This is a genomic window from Pseudomonas sp. NFACC24-1 (assembly GCF_900115235.1).
In the GTDB taxonomy this organism is placed as follows: Bacteria; Pseudomonadota; Gammaproteobacteria; order Pseudomonadales; family Pseudomonadaceae; genus Aquipseudomonas; species Aquipseudomonas fluorescens_AA.
This window is the reverse complement of the sequence record NZ_FOVS01000008.1, coordinates 117,421-133,813: the sequence shown is the minus strand read 5'-3', so window position 1 is coordinate 133,813 and position 16,393 is coordinate 117,421. Positions and strand designations below refer to the sequence as shown.

Sequence of the window (16,393 nt, the reverse complement as noted above, 5' to 3'; positions counted from 1 at the left end):
AAGGAACAGCATCGTGATCAAGTTGAAGCTGGACAACGTGAACAAACAATTGGGCGGCGCACGCATTCTTCGCGACGTCAGCCTGGAAATCTCGGCAGGCGAATTCGTGGTCTTCGTCGGCCCTTCGGGCTGTGGAAAGTCGACCCTGCTGCGGCTGATCGCCGGGCTGGATTCGATCTGTGGCGGCGACCTGCTGATCGACGGACGCCGGGTCAACGACCTGGAGCCGCGCGAGCGTGGCGTCGGCATGGTGTTCCAGTCCTATGCGCTGTACCCGCACATGAGCGTCTACGACAACATCAGCTTTGGCCTCAAGCTGGCCAAGACCGAAAAGACCAGCCTGCGCGAGCGGGTGCTGAAAACCGCGCAGATCCTGCAATTGGACAAACTGCTGCAACGCAAGCCACGGGAACTGTCGGGCGGCCAACGCCAGCGCGTGGCCATGGGCCGGGCCATGGCGCGGGAGCCGGACATTCTGTTGTTCGACGAGCCACTGTCCAACCTCGACGCGTCCCTGCGCGTGCAGATGCGCAACGAAATCGCCCGGCTGCATGGGCGCTTGGGCTCGACCATGATCTACGTGACCCACGACCAGGTTGAAGCGATGACTCTGGCCGACAAGATTGTCGTGCTCAACGGCGGCCGCATCGAGCAGGTCGGCTCGCCACGGGAACTCTATGAGCGTCCGGCCAGCCGCTTTGTCGCCGGTTTCCTGGGCTCACCCAGGATGAATTTCCTTGCCGCGTTCCTGCATGCGCCAGGCGAAACCAGCCAGGTTGAAAGCCTGGTGTTGGGCATCTCGTCCTTGCCCTTCGACAGCTCGGGCCTGGCCGCGAATGCGCAACTGAGCCTGGGGATTCGTCCGGAACATATTGCCCTCAAGGCGGCCCAGGGAACGGCCGGCATCGTGGTGAGCGGGGTCGAATACCTGGGAAGTGAAACCTATGTGCACCTCGACACCGGCCAGGACGACCCCATGGTCTGTCGTTGTGAGGTCAACGCCGGATGGCGAGTGGGTGATCGGGTCGAACTGCAACTGGATATCAACCATCTGCATGTGTTCGACACACACGGCACGGCGTTGAAACGCCACGCCATCGACCGCCTGCCCGATGACGTCGCCCTGCGCCCGGCCCATGCGGGCGCCCTATGACTTTATCCTTGAATAGCCTGAGCAATCCGATGCCCGCCTCTCTCGAACATGCGCAGCAGGCCCTGCGTGATGGCCTGTCTCGCCTGATCCACGACTATCGACCCGACTATCATCTGGCCCCGCCAACGGGCTGGATGAACGACCCTAACGGGGTGGTGTTTTTTCAGGGCGAGTACCACGTGTTCTACCAACACCACCCCTTCGACGCCAAATGGGGGCCGATGTACTGGGGCCACGCCAAGAGCGCCGACCTGGTTCATTGGCAACATCTGCCCATTGCCCTGGCACCGGGTGACGACTTCGACCGCGACGGCTGTTTTTCCGGTAGCGCGGTGGTGTGTGGCGACACCCTGGCGCTGATCTACACCGGACACACCTGGCTGGGAGAGGTGGGTGACGAACGCCTGATCCGCCAGGTCCAGTGCCTGGCCACCAGTGTCGACGGCGTCCACTTCGTCAAGCATGGCGCCGTTATCGAGGACGCGCCGCAAGCGGCGATCATGCACTTTCGCGACCCCAAGGTCTGGCAGGAGGATGGTTATTGGTACCTGATTGCCGGGGCGCGCCTGGGCGACACGCCGCTGCTGCCGCTGTACCGCTCCACGGACCTGCGCGCCTGGGAATTTCTCGATTACGTGTCCAGGGGCACTGACGGCGACGGCTACATGTGGGAATGCCCGGACCTGTTTCGCCTCGACGGGCGCGACGTACTGCTGTACTCCCCCCAAGGCATGCCAGCGGCGGGTTACGAACGGCTGAACAAGTATCAGACCGGTTATCGCATTGGCCACCTCGACAGCCAATGGCACTTCAGCGGCGGGCCGTTCATCGAGCTGGATAACGGCCACGATTTCTATGCCGCGCAAACCTTGGTGGCCGCTGATGGCCGGCGCTTGGTGTGGGCCTGGCTGGACATGTGGGAAAGCCCGATGCCGAGCCAGGCCCATCACTGGTGCGGCATGCTCGGTTTGCCACGGGAGCTGGAACTGCAGGGCGATCGCCTCGGCGTGTTTCCGGCGCGGGAACTGGTTGCGCTGCGCCAGGCGCCGTTGCCGAGCAGTGCGCCGTGGGGCGAGTCGGGCAGCCGTTGGGTGCCGCAAGTGAGTGGCGACCGACTGGAGCTCCATGTGCATCTGGACCTGCTCGATTGCACCGAAGGTCAGTTGGGCATCGCCTTGCGCTGCAGTGCCGATGAGCAGGAACAGACCCTGCTGTACTACGACGCGTCACTGCGACGCCTGGTGCTCGATCGCAGCCGCTCGGGTGCGCAAGTGAGCGGCCAGCGCAGCGTGCCGATAGAACAGGCGCAAACGCAACTGTATCTGCGGGTGTTTCTCGATCGTTCATCCATCGAGGTGTTTGAACAAAGCGGCCGCTTCAGCCTCAGCAGTCGCCTCTATCCGCGGCCCGACAGCCTCGGGGTGAAGCTGTTGGCGAGCGGGACTGGCGGGCGCGTCGCCATTTCCAACGCCTGGCCCCTGGCCTCGGGTTGGCTGTGAGTCGCGTCATTCGAGTCGCGAGAAGCCCGGGCGCTGTGTCATGATTCTGCGTCAACCTGACTGGCCGCACTTCGCATGACTTCCGTGAAAGACGTTGCACAGCTGGCCGGCGTATCCCTGATGACGGTTTCGCGCGCGCTCAACACGCCGGAAAAACTGAGCCCCGAAACCCTTCAGCGGGTACGCCGCGCCATCGATGAACTGCAATTCGTACCGAGCCTGTCGGCGCGCAGGATGCGCGGCGACAACTTGCAGGCGCGCACCATCGGTGTGTTCGCACTGGACACCGCGACCACGCCGTTCGCCGTCGAGTTGCTGCTGTCCATCGAACAGACCGCGCAACAGGCTGGCTGGAACGTCTTCATCCTCAACCTGCTGAGCAACCCGCCCACCGACCAGGACATCGACCTGATGCTCTCGCATCGCCCCGACGGGTTGATCTTCAGTGCCATGGGGTTGCGCCAGGTGAGCATTCCCGAGCGACTCAAGAGCAAGCCGCTGGTACTCGCCAATTGCCTGGCCGATGACAGCCAACTGGTCAGCTACGTGCCGGATGATGAAGCCGGGCAGTACCGCGCCGTGCATCATGCCTTGAGCCAAGGCTATCGGCGCCCGCTGTGTATCAACTTGCCCAGGAAGAGTGTTGCCTGGAATCTGCGCCAACAAGGGCTGCAACGCGCCTGCCAGGCATTCGGGCTGGCGCCTGAAGCACTCCTGCAATACGACCTTTCCGATCACGATGCCTACGGTGAAACCGCCGCCATTCTCGACCGGCATATCGTCGACGGCCGTCCGCAATTCGACATCCTGGTCTGCGGCAACGACCGCATCGCCTTCTGCGCCTATCAACTGCTGTTGGGCCGCGGCTTGAAAATCCCTGATGATGTCGCTGTGCTGGGCTATGACAACATGATCGGCATCGCCGAACTGTTCATGCCGCCGCTGACCACGGTCCAACTGCCCTACTACGAGATCGGTCGCCAGGCGGCCCGGCACCTGATCGAGACCCTCGAACTGACGGGCGCCCAGCCGGTGGATTGCCCACTGGTGGTCCGGGCGTCACTGTAAGGCCAAGCGGTATCCGTCAGGGCTGCTGTGCCGGCGATGGCGGCAGTGATGCGATGATCCGGGCGCGGCAGACCTCGAGGATTTCATCAGCCAGGGCGGAATCGTCCGGGCAGGCCCGCGACAACATGACCGCGCCGACGACATGGGCCAACATGTCGAGCATTTTCGCCCTGACCTCTGCCTGCGGCGCGTCTTGCCCGATCTCGTACCGGCTCGCGAGCGCCGCCAGCATATTTTCGATGCCGCTGGAAAAAGTTGCCTTCAGCTCGGGCGATTGACGGGCAGCGTCCCCACACAGTGCCGCCATGGTGCAACCACCGCCCGGGGCGTCACGGTGATCCCGGGACACGTAGAGATTGACGAACCCAGGCACATCGAGACCCGCGTTGTTGGTCAGCGATTGCGCAAGGCTGCGTGCGGCCGCTTCGGCCATCAGGTCAGCCTTGGAGCCGAAATGCTTGTAGAAACCGCCGTGGGTGAACCCGGCGGCCGCCATCAGATCCGCCACACCCACGCCGTCAAAGCCTCGCTCACGAAACAAGACAGACGCGGTTTCGACGATGTGCTCCCGGTTTGCCTGGGCCTGGGCCTTGGTCACCCGCATTTTCCGCTCCTCGTGCTGCTCGAAAATCACCCTCACATCATACATAGATGTCGAGCATAATCAAATTCGTTGACAGTTTAGATTTCGATCATCATCCTAATTAAAAGCCGCGCTCATCAGGCGACGGTTCATACCCTTGAAGAAGAGAAACTCCATGGACACTCGCACAACCGTTCTCATCACTGGCGCTTCCACCGGCATCGGCGCAGTCTATGCCCAGCGCTTTGCGCAACGCGGCCACAATCTCGTCCTGGTGGCCCGCGACGGCCCGCGACGGCGCGCGCCTGCAAGCCCTGGCCGCCAAGCTGCGCAGCGAACACACTGTTGCCATCGACATTCTCCAGGCCGACCTGACCCAGATCAGCGACCTGACGAACGTCGAAGCCCGCCTGCGGGACGACGCCAGCATCGGTATCCTGGTCAACAACGCCGGCGCCGCCCAGTCCGGCACTTTCATCGAGCAGTCGACCGACAGCGTCGCGAACCTCGTGTCGCTCAACACCACCGCGCTGGTCCGATTGGCCAGCGCCATCGCCCCACGCCTGGTCAAGGCGGGTGACGGTGCGATCATCAACATCGGCTCCGTGGTGGGCCTGGCACCGGAATTCGGCATGTCGGTCTACGGCGCGACCAAGGCGTTCGTGCTGTTTCTCTCCCAGGGTCTCAGCCTGGAACTGTCGCCCAAAGGCGTCTACGTGCAAGCCGTCCTGCCGGCCGCGACCCGTACCGAGATCTGGGAGCGCGCGGGCATCGATATCAACACCTTGAGTGAAGTCATGGAAGTCGGTGAGCTGGTCGACGCCGCGCTGGTCGGTTTTGACCGTCGCGAGCCGGTGACCATCCCGCCGCTGCAGGAAGAGGCACGCTGGGATGCCTTGCAGGCAGCACGCCAAGGCCTGCTCGGGCAAATCAAGCAGTCCCAGGTTGCCGGGCGCTATCAAGACCCGGCGTAATCATCGTCCAGCGGGCGCCAGCGCGAAGGGCAGCGCTGGCATTTCCGGATGCCTGGCCGGGCGATCAGTCCGCGGCATCCCTTATGAGAGCAAAGCACCATGAAGGCATTTTTAATCGACCGCTACGCCAAGCACAGTGGCCGTATTGGCGACATCCCGGCCCCAGAAGTGGCTGACCACGACGTTCTGGTCCGCGTGCATGCCGCCGGCGTCAACGTCCTGGACTCAAAGATCCGCAAAGGCGAATTCAAGCTGATCCTGCCCTACTCGTTTCCCTTGGTATTGGGGCATGACGTGGCCGGGGTCGTGATGCGGGTGGGATCCCGTGTCGAGCATTTCAAACCGGGGGACGAAGTCTATGCCCGCGTTCCGGATGGGCACATCGGCACCTTCGCCGAGCAGATTGCAGTGAACGAAAATGCCCTGGCCCTGAAACCCACAAACGTCAGCCTGGAAGAAGCCGCCGCCCTGCCCTTGGTCGCCCTGACGGCCTGGCAGGTACTGGTTGAAACCGCCCAGTTGAAGAAAGGCCAAAAGGTGTTCATCCAGGCCGGTTCAGGTGGCGTCGGCCCCCTCGCCATCCAGCTGGCCAAACACCTCGGCGCCTTCGTTGCGACCACCACCAGCACCGCCAATGTGCCCTGGGTCAAGGCACTGGGGGCGGACGTTGTCATCGATTACAAACAGCAGGATTTCTCAAGCGTGCTGCAGGACTATGACGTCGTGTTGAACAGCTTGGGCGCCGATGAACTGGAGAAGTCGCTGAAGATCCTCAAACCCGGTGGCCAACTCATTTCCATCTCGGGACCACCCACCCCACAGTTCGCCCAGGGATTTTCCTGGCCGCTGCGGCTGATCATGGGCCTGCTGAGCAGTGGCATACGCCGCAAGGCCCGCCGAAAGGGGGTGAGCTACACCTTCGTGTTCATGCGCGCCAATGGTCCTCAACTGCGTGAGATCACCACGCTCGTCGAGTCCGGCAGCATCAAGCCGGTGCTTGACCGATCCTTCACTTTCGACGCGACGGCCGATGCCCTGGGTTATGTCGAGCAAGGACGCTCCAAGGGCAAGGTCGTCATCAAGATCCACTCAGGGGTGGCTGAATGAACGAGTCCCCCTGCGCAGCCATTGACTGAAGCAATGTAGACACCCGCAGGCCTCGCTCAGGCCATAAAGCCGCCCACCGGGCTAGCACCTCGACGATCCCGGGCAAGCCAACCCGGTCGGCGTAGTAAAGAAGCCCACCCCGGTAACGGGGAAAGCCGTAGCCGTGAATCCAGACAAGATCGATGTCGTTGGGGCTGTCGACGATGCCTTGCTCCAGCAGGTGCGCGGCCTCATTGATCATGGCGAACAGGCATCTATCGAGGATTTCCCCGTCGTCAATTGCACGCGGCTCGATGCCACGGCTTTGTCGATGAGCCACGAGCATCCTGGCCACATACAGGTCCGGCAGGCCCCGGCGTTGGCCTTCCTCGTATCGATAGAAACCCGCCGCCGTTTTCTGCCCGAGGCGCCCCGCCTCATGCAACTGCTCGATCCAATTGCACTGGCGCTCCACAGCGCTCAATTGATCGGCCCTGCCCCGCCGGTTCCGCCAGGCGATATCCACGCCTGCCAAGTCACGCAGTTCGAAGGGCCCCATCGGGAAGCCGAACTGCCGGATGACCCGGTCCACGTCCTCCGGCGCGGCCCCTTCCTCCAGCAGGAAACTCGCCTCGCGCTCACGAACGGCCAGCAAACGGTTCCCGACAAAACCATAGCAATTGCCCACGGCAACAGCGGTCTTGCCCAGCCGCCCCCCCAATTGCAGCACCGTTGCCAGGGCATCAGGCCGGACTTGGGCCCCCCTGACCACCTCAAGCAGCTTCATGACATGCGCCGGGCTGAAGAAATGCATGCCGATCACATCGCCCGGGCGAGTGGTCACGGCAGCGATGGCATCGATGTCGAGGTACGAGGTATTCGTCGCGAGGATCGCATCCGGCTTGGCGAAGCGGTCCAGCTCCCTGAACACACCCTGCTTGACCGCGAGGTCTTCGAACACCGCCTCGATGACCAGGTCTGCGCTGGCAACACCTTCAATGCTCGAATCGAACTCGATCAGCGTGGCACGCCGGGCGGCTTCGTCGGCATCGAGTCGGCCTTTTTCCACCGCGCTGGTGAAGTATCGATCGATGGTCGAGCGGCCACGCTCCAAAGCCTCGGGTTGCGTATCGATCAGGCGTGTGGCGATTCCGGCATTGGCCAGGCACAGCGCAATGCCGCTGCCCATGGTGCCCGCGCCGATCACCGCGACGATGTCGACGGCCCGTGTGGGGGCTTGCCTGGCCAATGCGCGACACCTGGAGGCCAGGTCCCGTTCGGCAAAGAATACGTGCCGCAGTGCCCTGGCCTGCTCGCTATGGCGGCGGGCGATAAACCGCTCTCGCTCGCTGGCCATTCCCTCGGCGAAGGGCAGTTGCCAAGCGTCTTGCAGCGCTTGCAGGGCAATGGCGGGGGCCTCCTGGCCCGGCGCCTTGCGAAGGATTGCCTGGGCCTGCGCGTGGAAAACCTGGAGTTGGAATTCAGGCACCGAGCGGTCGCAAACCCGAGGGATCGGTTTGTCCGTGACCTGCCTGGCGAAATCGGTGGCATACGCCAGCACCGAGGCGTCGCTCAATCTATCCAGCAAGCCGATCGACAGCGCCTCTGCCGTACCGATACGCTCGCCCCCCAGGACCATTGCCAGGGCCTTCTCTGCGCCGCACAAACGGGGCAAACGTTGCGTGCCCCCTGCTCCGGGTATCAGGCCCAGGCTGACTTCCGGCAAGGCGAACAGCGTATCCGGTGCGGCCACACGATAGTGGCAGGCCAGGGCCAGTTCGAGCCCACCACCGAACGCCGAGCCATGCAGCGCCGCAACGACGGGCTTGGACGCCTGTTCAATCGCGGCCAGCACGTCAGGGAGATGAGGCACCTGCGGGGGCAGGTCAAACGCCTTGAGATCGGCGCCAGCGACGAACGTCCGCCCCAGACAAGCGATGACGATCGCCTGGATGGCGCTATCGGCGCACGCTTCCTGCAGCCTTTCGAGCAACTGCTCCCGAACTGCCAGCGACAAGGCATTGACCGGTGGATTGTCGATGATGATCTGGCCGACATGACCATCCCGTTGAAGTACTACACAAGCGTCCATCGATTGTCTCCCGTTGAATGGCATGGACTACAGAAGCGACAGCGGGTAACTGACGATCACACGAACATCGTCAGCGTCCCGGGCAAAGTCCGCTCGGTACGTGGCGCTGCTAACCCGCATGCTCATTCCCTTCATCGAACCGTTCTGCACCACGTATTGCAGTTCGACATCGAACTCGCGCTCACCGTCGGAATCCGCGCCCGGCACGTCGGCCCGGCTACCGCGCACATAGCGCGTCATGAAGTTCAAGCCCGGTACGCCGACCGTGCCGAGGTCGAAGTCATAGCGTGCCTGCCAAGAACGCTCGTCCTTCTCGGCAAAGTCGCCCACCTGGACGAAATTCACGAGGTAAGGGTCGGTGCCGGCCACGTAGGGAAACGCCGAGTCCCCGGACATCGTCTGGTAGCCCACCCCCAACGAATGGCCTTTTAGCTTGTACGTCCCCAGGGCGCTGAATACGCGGTTGTCGATACGGCCGCCTCGCGCCTGGCCGTCGCTGTCACTGTCACTGTCGAAGAAGCGCACATCGCTGGTGAAGCTGCCCCAGTCGCCTTTGCGGCGGTCGGTCAGGCCCAGGAATCGCTGCGTGTAGACGTCCTCCAGGACGGCGTACTGGGCAATCAGATCGGTCGTCTCACTCGCATGGAAGGTCCCGCCGAGGAGATTGAAATCACCGCCGTCGAGGGGGCCGCTGAAGCGGCGGTTCTTGTTGTTCAGCTCAAGACCGGTCGAGCCCGACTGGTCCCTGTACACCGTGCCCTGGATCCGCGCCGCGGTGAGTTCAAGGCGCTTCCATTCGTTGACCTGCACCTGGGCCCCCTCGAAGGTCTGCGGCAGCAGACGACCGTTGTTGGCGACCAGGGTTGGCCATTTCGGCAGCAAGGTCCCGACCCGCAACTGGCTGTTCGAGACTTTGACTTTGAGGGTGCCGCCCGCCTTGGAATAATTGTCCGGGACATCCCCATCGTCCTGGACCGGCAGCAGTCCCGTGCCGGAACGCCCGGGCCCGGAATCGAGCTTGATGCCCAGCATGCCGATCGTATCGACACCGAAGCCGACGACGCCAGGGGTGAAGCCGGACTCATAACGCAGGATAAAACCCTGGGCCCACTCCTGGCGTTTGGACTGGCCCGCGCCCTCGCGAAAATCCCGGCTCATGTAGAAATTGCGCATTTCCACGGAGGCCTTGCTGTCTTCGAAGAACCCTTCGGCGCCTGCCACAGGCAGATACACGGCAAAGCTCATCCCTGCCGCGCAGAGCGGCATTGTTCTTATTGATTTCATGACTGCTTACCGAGAAGAAGCCGAGCGCTGCCAATGTGCTCCTTGAAGCGCCGGCCGGGTGGAATTCAAGCGCGCTTCAGCGCAACTGGGTCAGGTAGTCCTGGGCCTTGCCCGGGATCTTTTCGTTCTGGATCGCGCCCAGGAACTTGATCGCGCGCTCCACGTCGGCATCCGTCAGGTACGGAGTCTGCGGGAACGACTTGCGATTGCTTTCCCAGGCGGCGGCATAGACCTTGTCATTCACACCGTCGAAACGACTGCGCACCGCTTTCATGGCTTGCTGCGGCTGTTCGTTGATGAGCTTCGTCGCATCGCCCAGGGCGGCGAGGAAAGCCTTTACGATGGCCGGATTGTCCTCGGCCCATTGCCGGCGAGCACTGAGGGCAATCGAAGGATACCCATCCAGCTCGGCGACCATGCCTTCGGACATGTCCAGCAAGGTGAAGCCTTTTTGCTCGATGACCGCACTGTCCGACGCCGGCGATGACAAGGCGAAGCCATCGATCTTGCCTTGGGCGAACGCCGCCAGCATTGCGGCACCGTTATTGAGGTAAAGCAGAGTGAAGTCTTTTTCCGACTGCAGGTGAGCCTCCTGGCCGAGGAAGCGCACCAGGAAATCAGCGCTGCCACCGGCCCCGCTGACCGCCAGGCGCAGGCCTTTGAACGCGGCCAGGCGTTGCTCGACGGTGGAGTTGGCATCCAGGCCGAGCCGATCGGCCACGTCCTGGCGAATGACGACGTTACTGGCGTACTGGCCGACCATGCGCCCCAAGAGCGTAATGTCGGCCCCCTTGATTTTGGCGTTGATCGCATTCTGGATGGCGCATGAGCAGAACTCGACCGAACGGCTGGCAAGGCCCGAAGTCGCCGCGCCACCACCCTTGAACTTGACCAACTCGACATCCAGGCCGTGTTTTTCGAACAGGCCGCCGTCGAGTGCGACGAACAGCGGCATGTGCACGAAACCTTCCGTCCCCAAGGCGACTTTTACACGCTCGGCAGCTTGCGTCTGGAACGCGACAGCACCGAGTACAACGCTGAGTCCCAAAGCAGATATCCAACCTTTGATAGACATGATGCGACCCTCTGTTTTTGTTGTTGTGATGGCGTTGTTCAGACCGATATTTCCCGCTCGTCCTGTTCCTTCTTCCACGGCATCAGGTACGTCTCCAACGCGCGAACGGCGGCCTGGAGCAGCAACGCCAAGGCGATGATGGCGATCAGCGCGGCGAATACCCCGGCGGTGTCCAACTGCCCTGCCGCGTCCTGCAGCAGGTAGCCCAGTCCGCGGTTCGCGGCCATGATTTCACCGACGATGGCGCCGATCAGGGCATAGGGCACCGACAGCTTGAGACCGGTGAACACCCACTGGATGGCCGACGGCAGTACGACCTTGGTGATCAGGTGGTGCTCTTTGGCGCCCATCAGACGCAGGATTTCCAATTGTTCACGTTCCACGGCACGGACGCCGCTGTAGGTGTTGAGGAACACCAGAAAGAACACGATGGTGGCGGTCAGGATGATTTTCATCTCGATGCCGATTCCGAACCACATGATGAACAGCGGTGCGAGGGCGACTTTCGGCAGGCTGTAGATGGAGGTCAGGATGGGGTCCAGCAGCTTGGCGAGCAGCGCATTGCGTCCCAGGATCAAGCCCACGGTGATGCCTGCCAGGGCACCGAAGAAAAAGCCCACCAAGGTTTCCACGACAGTGATCCAACCGTGGGCGAACAGCCGACCGCTGGCGACCAGATCAATGAAGCGTCGGCCGATTTCCAACGGCGAGCTGACGAAAAACGGGTCCACCAACGGACCGGAGGCGAACTGCCAGGACAAGAAGATCCCAGCGAAGATAGCGAGACGACCAAGAAAGATATTCATGTGCAGGGTTCTCCAGGGCTGGGCCTTCAGGCATCGTGATCCGGCGTGATGATTTCCCAGAGGTCGCCACACAGTTGGTGGTAACGCGGGTTCTTGCGCAGCTGGATGATGTTGCGGTCGTCACCCAAGGGGATGGGTACATCGCGGACGATGGTCCCTGGCCGGCCGGAGAACACCAGGCAGCGGTCGCCCAGGGCCACGGCTTCGTCCAGGTCATGGGTGACGAACAACACGGTTTTCTTGAGCTGGCGACTGAGCTTGAACAACTCGGTCTGCATGCGAATCCGCAGCTGCGCATCCAGCGCGGCAAACGGCTCGTCCATCAGCAGCGTCTCCGGGTCATAGGCCAACAAGCGAGCAAGGGCGGCGCGCTTGCGCATGCCGCCGGAGAGCTGGCTGGGGTAGGCCTTCTCATGTCCATCGAGGCCGACGAGGGTCAACAACTCGCGGATCCGCGCTTCACGCTTGGCCTTGGGTACGCCTTGGATTTCCAGTGGCACAGCAATGTTGCCGGCCACGTCCCGCCACGGCAGGAGATGATCGCTCTGGGTCATGTAGCCGGTGCGGCCGTTGATGCCTTGCACGGCCTCGCCGCGGTACAGCACCTCGCCGGTGGTGGGACAAAACAGACCAGCGACCATGTTGAGCAAGGTCGACTTGCCACAGCCGGAGGGGCCGATGATCGTCACCAACTGGCCTTGCTGGATGTCGACGTTGATGCTGTGGGACGCCTGCTTGGCGACGCCTTTCACCGTGAATGACTTGGACACGTCACGGAAGGAAACCACCGTCGGAGCGGTCACCGTGGCGCTGCTCGGGGAACCGCGCGACTGGATAGCAATATGGGGGCTGTTCATAGAGACCTACTTGTTTTTATGAGTCTGAAATGAGCGTTCTTTGATTATGCGAGCGTGAATTCCAGGGTAAAGGCAGCTGTTCCACAGAGTGGAACGGCTCCCGTCAGGCCATGATCGTCAAGCCGTCCAAGGCCATGACCCCGCTTCCAGCAGGACGTACCAGCAGCGGATTGATCTCGGCCTCAACCAAGCGTTCACCCAACTGCATGGCCATGTCCGAGAACGCGACGATGCAATGGGCGGCGGCGTCGAGGTCGGCCTTGGGCATCCCGCGATAGCCGTCCAGCAACGGGTAGGTGCGCAATGCGCGCAGCATCTGCCGGGCTTGTTCAAGGTTTACCGGAAGCAAATGCAAGGTGGTGTCCTGGAACAATTCCGCTGTAACCCCGCCCATTCCAAGCAGGAGCGCCGGGCCCAGTTGCGGGTCCCGGTGGAAGCCAAGAATGAGCTCCTGCCCTCCCGTCACCATTTCCTGGACGAGAAAGGTGGGCGGTTCGAAACCCACATGACTGCTGACCTCGTCACGCATGCGATCCAGCCGCGCGCTGATATTCCCGGCGTCCAAATGCAAGGCCACGCCGCCCACTTCACTCTTGTGGGGGATCTGCTCGGAAAGGACCTTGAGGGCAACGTGACCGCCCAGCTCCTGAGCAGCCTGAGCGGCTTGATACCCATCGCGAACCACCCGTTCCCGCGTCACCGGGATGCCGAAACTGGCGTACAAGCGCTTGCTGCGTTCTTCATCGAGCGGACCACTTGGCAGGTCATGGACAACCTCAGGCCGGGCCTGCGCAGTGCCAGGCTCATGGGATTGCTCGCAACAGGTGGCCTGTGCTGCCAACGCCTTCAGTGCGCTGGCACAACTTTCCGGCGAACTGAACGCCACGCCCCCGGAGCCATTGATGCGCCGGGCGGCTGCCGGGGCATGGGGGCTGATGTAGGCCAGCACCGGTTTATCGGAGTTGGCCAGGCTGTCGCGGATGGCATCGGCCATCAGGTGTGGCTGGGCAACACCGGAGGAGCCCACGACGCTGATCACCGCATCGAAATCCGGACTGTCCAACAGGATGCCAATGGCCGCCCGCATCAACTCCGGTTGCAGCCCCGCCAAGGTCAAGTCGATCGGGTTACGGTCCAGTACCGCCTGGTCGCCCACATCCAGGTCACGCAGTTTCGCCGCGGTCTGCACGCCCGGCGTGGGCGTTTCGAAGCCGCTGACGCCAAGGCTGTCAGCGATCAAAGTGCCCGCACCGCCGGTGGAGGTCAGAATCGCGACCCGTTGACCGCGCATGACCCTGCCACTGGCCAAGGCAAAGGGAATATCCAGGAGGTCGGCGAATGTCTCGGCGCGAATCACCCCAAGCTGGCGGAAGTAGGCGCCGTACAGCGCATCGGAGCCCGCCATGGCCCCCGTGTGAGAGGCCGCAGCATGGGCCCCTGCCTGTGAGCGCCCGACTTTGTAAACCACGACAGGCTTGCCGGCACCCCGAGCCTTGCGCACCGCACGGGAGAATTTTTCACTATCGCGCAAGCCCTCCAGGTACAGGGCAATGACCGAGGTCGCGGGGTCGTCGGCCAGGTAGTCGACGAAGTCGGCCACGTCCAGGTCGACCTCGTTGCTGGTAGAAATCAGCTTGGAAAAACCGATGCCGGCAGCAACGCCGCGGGACAGCAGCGCGCCAAGAATACCGCCACTTTGCGACACGACGGCAACCCGGCCGGCCAGCAGCTCGTCCATGTCCAGCGCACCACTGGCCGACAGCGTGATCCGTTCGGTCAAGTTGACAAGGCCGATGGTGTTGGGGCCCAGGATCCGCATTGATCCACGAACCGCTTTCAGTTCTTCCTGGCGCGCGGCGCCTTCAGAACCGGTTTCACCGTAGCCTCCGGCCAATACGATCGCCGCAGGGCAACCGAGGGCCGCCAGTTGCGCGACGGCCTGGTTGGCACGCGCCGCCCCCAGCAGAATGATCGCCACGTCCGGCACTTCCGGCAACTCGGCGATGCTGGGATAGCAACGCAGGCCGTCGATGTCGTCGTAACGTGGATTGACCGGATACAAGCGCCCCTGGAAACCGTGCTTGCGCAGGAACGCGATGGGTCGACCCGAGGTTTTGCGGGCGTCGCCCGAGGCGCCGATGACGGCGACGCTGGCGGGACTGAGAAGGCGAGCGATCTTGTTCATGGTTCAGCTCCGCTCGGCCTTGCGTGCAAGAAAGGCGGCAACCGATTCCTGATGCTCGCTGGAGGTGTAGCAGATGCCCTGGGCCTGGCTACCCATGGCGAAGATCTGGCTCTGGGTGAGCTCGAAGGTGTTGTTCAGGATCGACTTGCTCAACGCCAGGGCGGTGGCGGATCCACCCGCGAGTTGCAACGCCCAATCGTGGGCCGACGAGAGCAGATGATCGTGCTCGACGACGCGATCGATCATGCCGATCCGAAGGGCTTCCACCGGCGCGACTGTGCGTCCGCTGAAGATCAGTTCCTTGGCCTTGGACAGGCCGACACGACGGGGCAGGAAATACAGGCCGCCACCATCGGGAATCAGGCCCCGCGCGATATAGCTCATCGCGAAGTTGGCGTGCTCGGAGGCGATGATGAAATCGCAGCTCAACGCCATGTCGCAACCCAGGCCCGTCGCGGCGCCATTCACCGCGGCGATGGTCGGCTTGGGCAGGTTGTGCAGCAGCGACACGGCATGATGCACCCGTTGCTGGCGCTTCCAGCCATTGAACGCCACGGAGCCGGCGGGAGCGCTCATGCGTGCCTGCATGCCCTTGATGTCGCCACCGGCGCAGAAGCCTTTGCCGGTGCCGGTCACGACCAGCGCCTTGATTGCGTTGTCCGAGGCAATCCGCTCCAGGTGTTCGATCAGCAACGCACGCATTTCATCGCTGATTGCGTTACGCGCTTCAGGTCGATTGAGGGTCAGGGTCGCGATGCCATCCACGACAGACAAATCGATCGGGCCAGACAATTGCTGAGGGATCGTCATACGGTGCCTCTCTTATTATTCAGTTGATTGACCGCCAGGCGATGAGCCAAGCTTGGATTCAATCTGAGGGAGAGCGAACCTGATGACAACGCGACCGTTCCACCTGTTGGAACAGGGTGATACCGGCCTTGCTTCGGCAAACGTGCCAGGACAAGGCAAGGCGCCGCTCAACCGATCCCTTGAGCGCGGCCTCGATTTGCTCAGGGCATTCCGGCCGGGCACCGAATCGCTTACCAATGGCGACCTGAGCGAGATGACGGGCTTGTCGAAATCCACCGTGAGCCGGTTGAGCCAAACCCTCGTCCACGCAGGCTTCCTGGATTACGACCCGACCGCGGGCACTTACCGATTGGCGCCTTCCCTGCTTGGGCTGGCGCATTCGATGTACCACGCCAGCACGCTGTTGCAGATCGCCACGCCGCTGATGCTGCAAGTGGCTCGCGAACATCAGGTCAACGTCAGCCTCGCCGCCGCCGATGGCGACGAAATGATCTATTTGGAATCGATTCGCTTCGGCAAGCGCAAGTCGCCGCGCAATGTACTCGCCGGCCAGCGCCTGCCCATGGACGTGACGTCCCTGGGCCGGGCTTACTTGTCGGGGCTTGAAGAAGGACAACGCAGGCCATTGCTGGAGCTGTTCAGGTCACGCCGATGCGAGTCCCGCGCCAGCCAACTGATACAGGACATCGACGATGCGCTGAGGCACGTCTGGGCGACCGGGTACTGCGTGGCCTCATGGCAGCCGGAGGTCATGGCGATCGCCACCCCGCTCGGGCACCCGGCCTATCGAACCCATGCGCTGAACATCAGCCTGGCGACCGTTGAGACAGCGCAGCAAGTGCAAGAACGTTATGCCGCGGTACTGCTGGACCTGGCACAGGCGATCAGGCAGGCACTGGCAGACGCCCGTACCGACTGATC

General features: G+C 62.6%; 13 protein-coding genes and 1 pseudogene. 6 read left to right on the top strand and 8 right to left on the bottom strand.

Features of this window, described 5'->3' with window-relative positions; all coding sequences use genetic code 11:
- Window positions 1–13 precede the first annotated feature (13 nt).
- The 3 genes from BM317_RS10220 to BM317_RS10210 all read left to right on the top strand — a co-directional run bounded on the left by BM317_RS10220 (window position 14) and on the right by BM317_RS10210 (window position 3,720).
- Window positions 14–1,153 carry an ABC transporter ATP-binding protein gene (locus BM317_RS10220; protein ID WP_092474207.1) on the top strand — a complete coding sequence of 380 codons (1,140 nt, stop codon included), beginning with the start codon at window positions 14–16 and terminating at the stop codon, window positions 1,151–1,153.
- The gene (locus BM317_RS10215) at window positions 1,150–2,652 is read left to right on the top strand and encodes a glycoside hydrolase family 32 protein (RefSeq protein WP_170842264.1); all 1,503 of its coding nucleotides are present in this window, start codon (window positions 1,150–1,152) and stop codon (window positions 2,650–2,652) included. Before BM317_RS10220 ends, BM317_RS10215 begins: the two co-directional genes overlap by 4 nt.
- Before the next feature lie 75 nt (window positions 2,653–2,727).
- Entirely contained in the window at window positions 2,728–3,720 is a 993-nt protein-coding gene (locus tag BM317_RS10210; protein WP_092165532.1) for a LacI family DNA-binding transcriptional regulator, read from the top strand.
- Between the two features lie 16 nt (window positions 3,721–3,736).
- On the opposite strand, the gene BM317_RS10205 is transcribed toward BM317_RS10210, so the two are convergent.
- Window positions 3,737–4,324: a TetR/AcrR family transcriptional regulator gene (locus BM317_RS10205; protein WP_092165649.1), complete on the bottom strand. Its 588-nt coding sequence runs from the start codon at window positions 4,322–4,324 to the stop codon at window positions 3,737–3,739.
- Window positions 4,325–4,478: 154 nt separating this feature from the next.
- Between BM317_RS10205 and BM317_RS10200 the strand changes: the two are divergent.
- Both BM317_RS10200 and BM317_RS10195 read left to right on the top strand, forming a co-directional pair.
- Window positions 4,479–5,277: pseudogene (locus BM317_RS10200) on the top strand (SDR family NAD(P)-dependent oxidoreductase).
- Window positions 5,278–5,376: 99 nt separating this feature from the next.
- Complete coding sequence (locus tag BM317_RS10195) at window positions 5,377–6,384, top strand: NADP-dependent oxidoreductase (RefSeq protein WP_092474205.1); 1,008 nt, start codon at window positions 5,377–5,379, stop codon at window positions 6,382–6,384.
- On the opposite strand, the gene BM317_RS10190 is transcribed toward BM317_RS10195, so the two are convergent.
- The 7 genes from BM317_RS10190 to BM317_RS10160 form a co-directional block, all read right to left on the bottom strand.
- Window positions 6,356–8,455, bottom strand: coding sequence for a 3-hydroxyacyl-CoA dehydrogenase NAD-binding domain-containing protein (locus BM317_RS10190; RefSeq protein WP_092474203.1), 2,100 nt, complete (start codon window positions 8,453–8,455; stop codon window positions 6,356–6,358). The two genes, BM317_RS10195 and BM317_RS10190, sit on opposite strands and share 29 nt — an antisense overlap.
- A 27-nt stretch (window positions 8,456–8,482) precedes the next feature.
- The gene (locus BM317_RS10185; protein ID WP_256574112.1) at window positions 8,483–9,688 is read right to left on the bottom strand and encodes an OprD family porin; all 1,206 of its coding nucleotides are present in this window, start codon (window positions 9,686–9,688) and stop codon (window positions 8,483–8,485) included.
- 127 nt (window positions 9,689–9,815) lie between these two features.
- Window positions 9,816–10,814 (bottom strand): ABC transporter substrate-binding protein, encoded by a 999-nt coding sequence (locus BM317_RS10180; protein WP_092474199.1) that lies wholly within the window; start codon window positions 10,812–10,814, stop codon window positions 9,816–9,818.
- A 38-nt stretch (window positions 10,815–10,852) separates the two neighbouring features.
- Window positions 10,853–11,620, bottom strand: a complete 768-nt coding sequence (locus BM317_RS10175) for an ABC transporter permease (protein WP_092165526.1) — start codon at window positions 11,618–11,620, stop codon at window positions 10,853–10,855.
- A 26-nt stretch (window positions 11,621–11,646) separates the two neighbouring features.
- Window positions 11,647–12,477, bottom strand: a complete 831-nt coding sequence (locus tag BM317_RS10170) for an ABC transporter ATP-binding protein (RefSeq protein WP_092165525.1) — start codon at window positions 12,475–12,477, stop codon at window positions 11,647–11,649.
- Window positions 12,478–12,580: 103 nt separating this feature from the next.
- The gene (locus BM317_RS10165) at window positions 12,581–14,662 is read right to left on the bottom strand and encodes an acetate--CoA ligase family protein (RefSeq protein ID WP_092474197.1); all 2,082 of its coding nucleotides are present in this window, start codon (window positions 14,660–14,662) and stop codon (window positions 12,581–12,583) included.
- A gap of 3 nt (window positions 14,663–14,665) precedes the next feature.
- Entirely contained in the window at window positions 14,666–15,472 is an 807-nt protein-coding gene (locus BM317_RS10160; protein WP_092165523.1) for an enoyl-CoA hydratase/isomerase family protein, read from the bottom strand.
- An 82-nt stretch (window positions 15,473–15,554) separates the two neighbouring features.
- Here BM317_RS10160 and BM317_RS10155 point away from each other — a divergent pair, with 82 nt between their 5' ends.
- Window positions 15,555–16,391, top strand: coding sequence for an IclR family transcriptional regulator (locus BM317_RS10155; protein WP_092474195.1), 837 nt, complete (start codon window positions 15,555–15,557; stop codon window positions 16,389–16,391).
- The last annotated feature ends 2 nt before the right edge of the window (window positions 16,392–16,393 follow it).